Here is a 7,279-nt window from a genome sequence, read left to right as displayed (position 1 = left end):
CTCGCCCAGAACCTCCACCTTCTCGGCTCCGGCCTTTACGAGGCAGCCGAAAACATCGGTTTCAAGTCCCGCGATTACCGCGCCCTCAAGGCGCTGCCCGCCGAGGAGCAGGCCGTGGTCAAGCAGGCGCTGGAGAGCGAGAGCAAGGACGAGGTGCTGGACATCCTGCAAGACCTGGCCGCCCGGCATCAGAGCGAGAAGGAGGCCGCCAAAAAGGAGCGCGAGGGGCTGACCGCCGACCTGGAGGCGCGCAGCAAACTGCTGGAGGACAAGGCCAAGCGGCTGCAGACCACCGAGGAGGAGCTGTACAAGCTCAAGAGCCTGCCGCCGGACGCCAACCTGGAGCTCAAGCTGGCGCGGGAGGAGGAGGCGGTGGAGCGGCTGCACCGGGAGCACGTGACCATCCTCGCGTCGATCAAGCCGTTCTTCCAGGCGGTGTCCGAGATACTGGGCGACGAGCATGTCTCGGCGCACACCAAGGAGCACGCGGTGTTCGAGGTGCGTCAGGTGTGCGAGAGCATCAACCAGTTCCTGCTGGATTGCTCCATCCCGGTCGACTTCACGGACATCGTCTACCCCGAGTGGGCGCGCGGCACGGCCCGAGCCGACATCGAGGCCGGGAACACCGAGGAACCGGGCGGCGCGCACGGGAGCTGGTAGCCATGGTCAGCCACGTCGAAACAGATACCCTGCGCAGCCTGGCCGTGCGCCTGGACGAGGCCGGGCACGGTGAGCGCCAGCCCCTGGTGGAGGGAGTGGCGTCGCTGCTCAACTGCTCGGTGCAGACGGTCTACCGCAAGCTCAAGGAGATCGGCTGGACATCTGGCCGCAAGCGGCGCAGTGACCGGGGCAGGCTCTGGCTGGACGAGGAGACGGCCAAAAAGGCCGCGTACATGCTGACCAAGGCGACCAGCGCCACAGGCAAGCGGCGGATGACCATATCCAAGGTCCGCAAGATTATGCACGAGTCCGGCCAGGGCGGGGTCGACTGGGAGACGGGCGAGGTGTCCATGCCCGCGCCATCCACCCTGAGCCGGGCCATGCGCGCCTATGGCTGCCATCCGAGCATGCTCAGGCAGGGCAAGCCGCACACCCATATGCGCAGCCTGCACCCCAACCACTGCTGGCAGGTCGATCCGTCCCTGTGCGTCCTCTTCTACCTGCCCAAGGGCAAGGTGAAGATCGTGGACGATAAGGCGCTCTACAAGAACAAGCCGCACAACATCCTCAAGGCGGAGAAAGAGCGCGTGTGGCGTTACGTCATCACCGACCACTACAGCGGCACCATCTATGTCAGATACGTGCAGGCTGCGGGCGAGTCGGCCCAGGGGCTGGTGGACGTGTTCCTGGACGCCATCTCGGATCGTGGCCGGCGCGACCCCATGCACGGGGTGCCCACGATGCTCTACATGGACAAGGGCAGCGCCAACACCAGCCACCTGTTCACCAACCTGCTCGACCGGCTGGGGGTCGAGTGGGCGGCCCACGCGGCGGGCAACCCGCGCGCCACAGGACAGGTGGAGTGCGCCCAGAACATCGTGGAGACGGACTTCGAATCCACCCTGATCTTTCAGAAAGTCCGCAGCGTGGAGGATCTCCAGGCCCTGGCCGACAATTGGCGGCAGCACTACAACGCGCACGTCATCCACACCCGCACCGGCAAGAGCCGCAACGATGTCTGGATGACCATTGCCGAGGATCAGCTACGGCTGGCCCCGCCGCTGGAGCTGTGCCGCGAGCTGGTCGCCACCCGGCCCAGGAAGGCCACGGTGCGGCCCGATCTCTCCATCTCCCACGCCATCAAGGGCTACGGCCGCAACGACTACGACCTGCGTCTGATCAGCGGCGTCATGCCGCAGATGCAGGTGAGCGTGGTGGTCAACCCCTACCGCGCCCCGGCGGTGGACGTGACCGTGGCCGACTTGCTCACCGGCGACGAAACGGTCTGGACCATTGAGCCGGTCAAGAAGGACGAGGCCGGATTTTGGGAGGGCGCGGCCATCATCGGCCAGGAGTACAAATCCCAGGCCGACACCAAGGCGGACAAGGCGCTCAAGGAATTTGACGCGATGGCGGGGCCTGATCCCAAGCATGCCGCGCCGCCCCAGTATGTGAACCCCATGGCCGATATCCGGCCCGCGCCCGAGTACATGCCGCGCCGTGGCCGCGACCTGGGGCTGGACGCCGGGCGGCGGGAGATAAAGCCGCTGGAGGTGGTGGAGGCCGCCATGCGGCTCAAGGATATGGTGGGCGATGATGCCTGGGGCAAGGAGTCCTACGCATGGCTCACACAGCATTATCCGCAAGGGGTACCCGAGGCTGAGCTGGAAGACATCGCGGCCCGGCTCACCGGCCCCAGGAAGATCAACGTGCCGCTGCGACTCGTGGAGGGACTCTAGATGCGCATCATCCAGCAACTGCTTGCCGACGCACGGCAATCGCAAAGCGCCATGGCCCGCGCCGTGGGCATCAGCCCAGCGACCATGACCGAGATACTTCTGCACAACCGATGGCCGAAACGGCGGAGCCGGGAGGAGCTCCGCACTGGCATGGTCCGCTTTCTGGCCGACGCGGGCGCGGACCTGGCCGCCATCAACGAGGCGTTTTTGGAGATTGAATCCGATACCGAGACCCAAGCAAAGGAGGAGACGAAACCCATGCTGATCAGATGTCAGGCGCTGCTGCCGAGCACGCGCAAGCACTTCAAGCTCATGACCGACCCGTTTCACAACGAGCTGCGCTCGCCCGACGACGTGTTCCTGTCCGGCGACATCCGCATGGTCCGCGAGGCCATCTGGTTCCACAGCGAGGGCATGATGGCAATCGTGGGCGAGAGCGGCAGCGGCAAGACCACGCTGGTGCGCGACTTCAAGGCCCGCGTGGCCAAGAGCGACCGGCCCGTGCACATTATCGAGCCCTACGTCCTGGCCATGGAGGACAACGACAAGAAGGGCAAGACCCTCAAGAGCCAGCACATCGTGGAGGCGGTCATGGCCACCATCGCGCCGCTGGAGCGTCCCGTGTCCAGTCCCGAGGCGCGGTTCCGGCAGATGCACGGCATCCTTCGGGACTCAGCACGCGCCGGGTTCCGGCATGTGCTGATCATTGAGGAGGCGCATTCGCTGCCTGTGGCCACGCTGAAACAGCTCAAGCGGTTCCTGGACCTGGATACCAAGGACGGCTTTGGCAAGCTGCTCTCTGTACTGCTCATTGGCCAGCCCGAGCTGATGGAGCGGCTGTCGGCCAGCAATTACGCGGTGCGCGAGGTGACGCAGCGGTGCGAGATCGTGACCCTGCGCGCGCTGGACAACGACCTGGACGGATACCTGCGCTTCAAGTTCGAGCGCGCCGGGGCGGATGTCACCCAGATCATCACAGAGGACGGCATTGAGGCCCTGCGCAGCAGGCTGACCGGGAACGCGCTGAAGGGCGCGCACAGCCGGATCTCGCTCTGCTACCCGCTGGTGGTCGGCAATGTCATGGCCGCCGCCATGAACCTGGCCGCCGATGTCGGCGCGCCGCTGGTGGACCCCGGCATCATCGCCCAGGTGTAACCCACAACCAAGACAAGGAGGATCACATGGAAATCACCCCCATCACCGGCAGCGACACCCGCCGTCAGACCGGCAACCAGGCGTGGCCGCTCAACGCCGAGGGCAACATCGGTCGCCGGATCGCGCGGCTGGCCCTGGACCTCAAGGGCCTGATCCAGCGCGACATGGCCAGCGTCACCGTCACCGATGCCAACCGGCTGTGCGACGACATCATTGCCGAGGCCGAGCGGGTCGAGGGGCTGGAGACGGTGGCGGCATTCGGAGGTGCGCATGGCTAGGCTCAAGCCCAAGACCACGGTCATTGCAGACAAGGCGCAGGCCGAGGCGGCCATGATGGAGCTGGGCGGCCTGGGCAGGGACATCACGGCCATCGAACTCGACGCCCAGGAAAACATCGACCTGATCAAGGCCAATGCGGTGGCGGAGATGGAGCCGCTCCAGGTTCGCAAGAAGGAACTGGAAGACGCTTTGTGCACATACGCCACCTTGAACAAGGGCAAGTTGTTCAAGGAGCGCAAGAGCCTGGAGACTCCGTTTGGCGTCTTTGGCTGGCGCAAGGCGACCAGACTCCTCACCGCAAGCAAGGTGACTCTCGCCGATGTCCTGGAGCGACTCCGCGAACTGGGTATCAGAGAAGCCATCAGAACGAAAGAGTCCGTGGACAAGACTGTCCTTGCGGACTGGCCGGATTCCCGGCTGGAAGGCGTGGGTATGAAGCGCGTCTCCAAGGACGAGTTCTACATCGAGATTCACGAGGACACCCTGGGGGCCGACCAATGAGCGATGCCGGATTGCGCCGCGCACTGCATGCGGCGGAGGCCCAGACCATCCGCCACGGCAAGACCATCCGGAATCTGCTCCGGCTGCTCAGGAGCGTGCGCGAGGACGGCGGCATGACCAGCGCCCAGTGCCAGGCCATGGACCGTCTGGTGGCGCGCAACGAGCTGGTGATGACCGGCCTGCTGGACGAGGCCGACACCCTCCACCCGGAGTCGGGGGTGGCCCGTGGCTGACACGTGCGCCTACACGGTCCGGGTCAGGGCCGACACGGGGCTGGCCGTGCTCGTCCTGATCCCCGCCCTGGGCATCGTGACCTGGCTGCCCAGGAGCCAGGTCACGCTCCCGGAGGAAGTCCACTTCGGCGACACGCTGGAGGTGGAGATCCCCCGGTGGCTGATTCGCAACGAGAGGGGCTGGCTCGGCTAGGGCCGGACCCGCAAGCGTCAAGGAGACCCATCATGCCCAAGTGCCCGCAGTGCAAGACCATGCGCCCCAAGGAGGCGTTCTACACTCCACGCGGATACCGGTGCATCGCCTGCCAGGACTGCCGGACGGCCAGGATATACAGCCAGGCACCGCAGCCCGAGCCGCAGCCTGAGCCGCAGCCCAGGCCGAAGAAACTGGCGGCGGAACACAGGTCCAGCAGTCAGCCCAAGGTATCCAGCCGGGCCATGAGCTTTTGCCCCTACGATGGCGGCGGCAGATGGGCCGGGGTGGACATGCAATCAATCAACTTCGCCCCGCTGGGGTGAAAAACAAGGAGAACGAGATGAACAAGAGCGAACTGATGGATGCCGTGTACGCGCGGCGCACGACAGGGTTCTCGAAGGTCCACGTTGAAAAGGCCGTCAACGACGCGCTGGACATCATTGCCGAGCAGCTGGCCAAGGGCGACAAGGTGGTCATTACCGGCTTCGGCTCTTTCGAGGTCATGGCGACCGCCCCCCGCCTCGGTCGCAACCCGCACAACGGCGAGCCCGTGCAGATCCCGGCTGGCAAGAAGATCAAGTTCAAGCCGGGCAAGGCGCTCAAGGAGGCGGTGAAGTAATGTTCACCGCATACTGCTACCGCACCGGCGAGATCGGCGTGACTGACGGTGGGTTGCCCGAGGGCACACTCCCCATAGCGCAACACCCCGACAAGGCTGCGTTGGATGATGCCATATCCACCTATGCCACGCATTCGTGGCAGAAGGGCCTGCTCATCGTCGGGGAGCTCCGCATGGCTGACACCGATGACGATGCAGCCGAGGCGCTGGAGCAATTCAAGGGGTGGGTTGAAAACCACCTCTCCACGCAATAAGCGAAACCGCCCTACGGGGCGGTCGCCGGGGCGTGGCGGCCTCGGCCTGATGAGCAGCCAAGGGAGACGCACATGCACAACCTGCCCCGCACGTCTTACAAAGACAAGGCCGACAAGCTGGAGGTGGCGCTGCGCCACGCACAGAGCAGAGCGGCCTGGGCCGAGAAGGAAGCCAAGGCCGCCAAGTACGACCTGGCCGAAGCGCGCGAGGAAATCGCGCGGCTCAAGCGGCAGCTCAAGGCCCCGCGCCAGGCCACGCTTTTTCCGCAGGGGCGGGCATGAGCGACCGGTTCAGTGTCGGCAGGGACGAAGGCCACCTGGTCATCAGGGACAACGAGCGCGGAGGCCGCGCCGTCATCGCCTTCCTGCCCAATGACCGTAAGCCCGACGCCCCGCTCAACATGGCCAGCGTCTGCGTCAAGGCGCTGAATGAGACAACCGAGAAGTACAGATCGAGAGGGAGAAATACAAAATGAACATGTGGCAAAGAGCGATGGCAATGTCGGCTGCGTTCTGTGGCGGCGTTTGTCTCAGGTGGGCGAAAGAGCTGGACACACTCCCGATGCTGACGGTGGGGGTGGTTGCCATTCTGTGTTCCCTTTGCGGGCTGTGTACCCTCTGGAGAGTATCGAAGTAACCATTATGAGCGACCACTACCGATGCAAGCGGTGCGGCGCTTCGATGATTTACGACCCACCCTGCGACTGCAAAGAAGGAGCACACCATGAGGAAACCAGGAATGAGCCCCCAGGCCCGGCGCGGGATGATCGCCAAGATCAAGATAGGGCAGAAGCAGCTCGGCATGACGGACGACGCCTACCGCGACATGCTCGCGGATAGGTACGACAAGGATTCCGCCGCCAAGCTCTCCTATCGGGAACTGGTTGATCTCGTGGCCCACATGGAGGCTCTGGGAGCGCAGTTCACCAGCAAGCAGGCTCCCAAGTCGCAGCAGATCCGCGACCCGCAGTCGCGCCTGATCCGCTCCCTGTGGCTACAACTGCACGAGGCCGGGCTGGTGCGCGATCCCAGCGAGGCCGCCATTGCCGCCTACGTCAAGCGCCAGACCGGCGTCGAGTCCCTCGCATGGCTGTCCTCGCCCCAGGCCTCAAGCGTCATCGAGTCCCTCAAGCAATGGCTGGCCCGAGCTGATCAGCCGGTAGTATAAGGAGTATGTACATGGACAATCCCCGCACCGTTGGGACGGAGTTCCTGATGGAACTGGCCGAGATCATCGCGGAGCTGGCCCAGGGCACCCTTGGCATACCCAAGGACCAGGCCGATAAGTTTGGCCAGGAGGCATCAGCGGCCATCGCCGATAGCTGGGGCGGGCAGATCCTCTACATCCCCAAAGACAAAACCGGCAAGCTCGCCAGGCGCGATGCCGAAATATACACCCGGTTCAGAGGCGAGAACGCTTCCGAGCTGGCCGCCGAATTCGACTTGTCAGTCCAGCAAATTTATAGGATCATCGCCCGCGAGAGAGCAGCACGGCGGCAGAAGCAATTCAGCCTGTTGGACGGATAAACCTGTTTCGCATTCTGAAACATCGTTTCAAAAGTCCCGTCCCACCAAGTATCGGATCATCCCCGATAGTCCCGATTTATATCGCCCGTCTCTCTAGATTATAACAGTGGGGATCA

14 protein-coding genes and 1 other RNA gene are annotated in these 7,279 nt (G+C 64.3%); all 15 read left to right on the top strand.

Annotation, left to right across the window (positions count from 1 at the left end):
- The coding region (locus tag QQS14_RS15860) for a hypothetical protein (RefSeq protein ID WP_285907994.1) at positions 1 to 660 on the top strand (660 nt) is incomplete at its 5' end.
- A gap of 2 nt (positions 661 to 662) precedes the next feature.
- On the top strand, positions 663 to 2,399 hold the full coding sequence (locus QQS14_RS15855; RefSeq protein ID WP_285907993.1) for a DDE-type integrase/transposase/recombinase: 1,737 nt from the start codon (positions 663 to 665) through the stop codon (positions 2,397 to 2,399).
- Entirely contained in the window at positions 2,400 to 3,554 is a 1,155-nt protein-coding gene (locus QQS14_RS15850; RefSeq protein WP_285907992.1) for an AAA family ATPase, read from the top strand.
- 26 nt (positions 3,555 to 3,580) lie between these two features.
- Positions 3,581 to 3,832, top strand: coding sequence for a hypothetical protein (locus tag QQS14_RS15845; RefSeq protein ID WP_285907991.1), 252 nt, complete (start codon positions 3,581 to 3,583; stop codon positions 3,830 to 3,832).
- Positions 3,825 to 4,334 (top strand): host-nuclease inhibitor Gam family protein, encoded by a 510-nt coding sequence (locus QQS14_RS15840; RefSeq protein WP_285907990.1) that lies wholly within the window; start codon positions 3,825 to 3,827, stop codon positions 4,332 to 4,334. The genes QQS14_RS15845 and QQS14_RS15840 overlap by 8 nt, the downstream gene beginning before the upstream one ends.
- On the top strand, positions 4,331 to 4,567 hold the full coding sequence (locus tag QQS14_RS15835; RefSeq protein ID WP_285907989.1) for a hypothetical protein: 237 nt from the start codon (positions 4,331 to 4,333) through the stop codon (positions 4,565 to 4,567). Before QQS14_RS15840 ends, QQS14_RS15835 begins: the two co-directional genes overlap by 4 nt.
- On the top strand, positions 4,560 to 4,760 hold the full coding sequence (locus QQS14_RS15830) for a hypothetical protein (RefSeq protein ID WP_285907988.1): 201 nt from the start codon (positions 4,560 to 4,562) through the stop codon (positions 4,758 to 4,760). Before QQS14_RS15835 ends, QQS14_RS15830 begins: the two co-directional genes overlap by 8 nt.
- A gap of 32 nt (positions 4,761 to 4,792) precedes the next feature.
- Positions 4,793 to 5,086 carry a hypothetical protein gene (locus tag QQS14_RS15825; RefSeq protein WP_285907987.1) on the top strand — a complete coding sequence of 98 codons (294 nt, stop codon included), beginning with the start codon at positions 4,793 to 4,795 and terminating at the stop codon, positions 5,084 to 5,086.
- Positions 5,087 to 5,103: 17 nt separating this feature from the next.
- Positions 5,104 to 5,382, top strand: a complete 279-nt coding sequence (locus QQS14_RS15820) for an HU family DNA-binding protein (protein WP_285907986.1) — start codon at positions 5,104 to 5,106, stop codon at positions 5,380 to 5,382.
- On the top strand, positions 5,382 to 5,636 hold the full coding sequence (locus QQS14_RS15815; RefSeq protein ID WP_285907985.1) for a hypothetical protein: 255 nt from the start codon (positions 5,382 to 5,384) through the stop codon (positions 5,634 to 5,636). The genes QQS14_RS15820 and QQS14_RS15815 overlap by 1 nt, the downstream gene beginning before the upstream one ends.
- An RNA gene (locus QQS14_RS15810) (hammerhead ribozyme type II) lies at positions 5,635 to 5,699 on the top strand. Before QQS14_RS15815 ends, QQS14_RS15810 begins: the two co-directional genes overlap by 2 nt.
- 9 nt (positions 5,700 to 5,708) lie before the next feature.
- Positions 5,709 to 5,918, top strand: a complete 210-nt coding sequence (locus QQS14_RS15805; RefSeq protein ID WP_285907984.1) for a hypothetical protein — start codon at positions 5,709 to 5,711, stop codon at positions 5,916 to 5,918.
- Positions 5,915 to 6,112, top strand: coding sequence for a hypothetical protein (locus QQS14_RS15800; RefSeq protein ID WP_285907983.1), 198 nt, complete (start codon positions 5,915 to 5,917; stop codon positions 6,110 to 6,112). Before QQS14_RS15805 ends, QQS14_RS15800 begins: the two co-directional genes overlap by 4 nt.
- Before the next feature lie 248 nt (positions 6,113 to 6,360).
- Positions 6,361 to 6,804, top strand: coding sequence for a regulatory protein GemA (locus QQS14_RS15795; RefSeq protein ID WP_285907982.1), 444 nt, complete (start codon positions 6,361 to 6,363; stop codon positions 6,802 to 6,804).
- 11 nt (positions 6,805 to 6,815) lie between these two features.
- On the top strand, positions 6,816 to 7,163 hold the full coding sequence (locus QQS14_RS15790; RefSeq protein ID WP_285907981.1) for a Mor transcription activator family protein: 348 nt from the start codon (positions 6,816 to 6,818) through the stop codon (positions 7,161 to 7,163).
- Positions 7,164 to 7,279 lie beyond the last annotated feature (116 nt).

The organism is Pseudodesulfovibrio pelocollis, from assembly GCF_030282845.1.
Classification (GTDB): Bacteria; Desulfobacterota; Desulfovibrionia; order Desulfovibrionales; family Desulfovibrionaceae; genus Pseudodesulfovibrio; species Pseudodesulfovibrio pelocollis.
This window is presented reverse-complemented; position numbering and strand designations above follow the sequence as displayed.

Excerpts from the sequence above, each read along its gene's own strand:
- QQS14_RS15855 (WP_285907993.1), top strand. The coding sequence starts at position 663 with ATGGTCAGCCACGTCGAAACAGATACCCTGCGCAGCCTGGCCGTGCGC.
- QQS14_RS15850 (WP_285907992.1), top strand. The coding sequence starts at position 2,400 with ATGCGCATCATCCAGCAACTGCTTGCCGACGCACGGCAATCGCAAAGC.
- QQS14_RS15845 (WP_285907991.1), top strand. The coding sequence starts at position 3,581 with ATGGAAATCACCCCCATCACCGGCAGCGACACCCGCCGTCAGACCGGC.
- QQS14_RS15840 (WP_285907990.1), top strand. The coding sequence starts at position 3,825 with ATGGCTAGGCTCAAGCCCAAGACCACGGTCATTGCAGACAAGGCGCAG.
- QQS14_RS15835 (WP_285907989.1), top strand. The coding sequence starts at position 4,331 with ATGAGCGATGCCGGATTGCGCCGCGCACTGCATGCGGCGGAGGCCCAG.
- QQS14_RS15825 (WP_285907987.1), top strand. The coding sequence starts at position 4,793 with ATGCCCAAGTGCCCGCAGTGCAAGACCATGCGCCCCAAGGAGGCGTTC.
- QQS14_RS15820 (WP_285907986.1), top strand. The coding sequence starts at position 5,104 with ATGAACAAGAGCGAACTGATGGATGCCGTGTACGCGCGGCGCACGACA.
- QQS14_RS15815 (WP_285907985.1), top strand. The coding sequence starts at position 5,382 with ATGTTCACCGCATACTGCTACCGCACCGGCGAGATCGGCGTGACTGAC.
- QQS14_RS15805 (WP_285907984.1), top strand. The coding sequence starts at position 5,709 with ATGCACAACCTGCCCCGCACGTCTTACAAAGACAAGGCCGACAAGCTG.
- QQS14_RS15800 (WP_285907983.1), top strand. The coding sequence starts at position 5,915 with ATGAGCGACCGGTTCAGTGTCGGCAGGGACGAAGGCCACCTGGTCATC.
- QQS14_RS15795 (WP_285907982.1), top strand. The coding sequence starts at position 6,361 with ATGAGGAAACCAGGAATGAGCCCCCAGGCCCGGCGCGGGATGATCGCC.
- QQS14_RS15790 (WP_285907981.1), top strand. The coding sequence starts at position 6,816 with ATGGACAATCCCCGCACCGTTGGGACGGAGTTCCTGATGGAACTGGCC.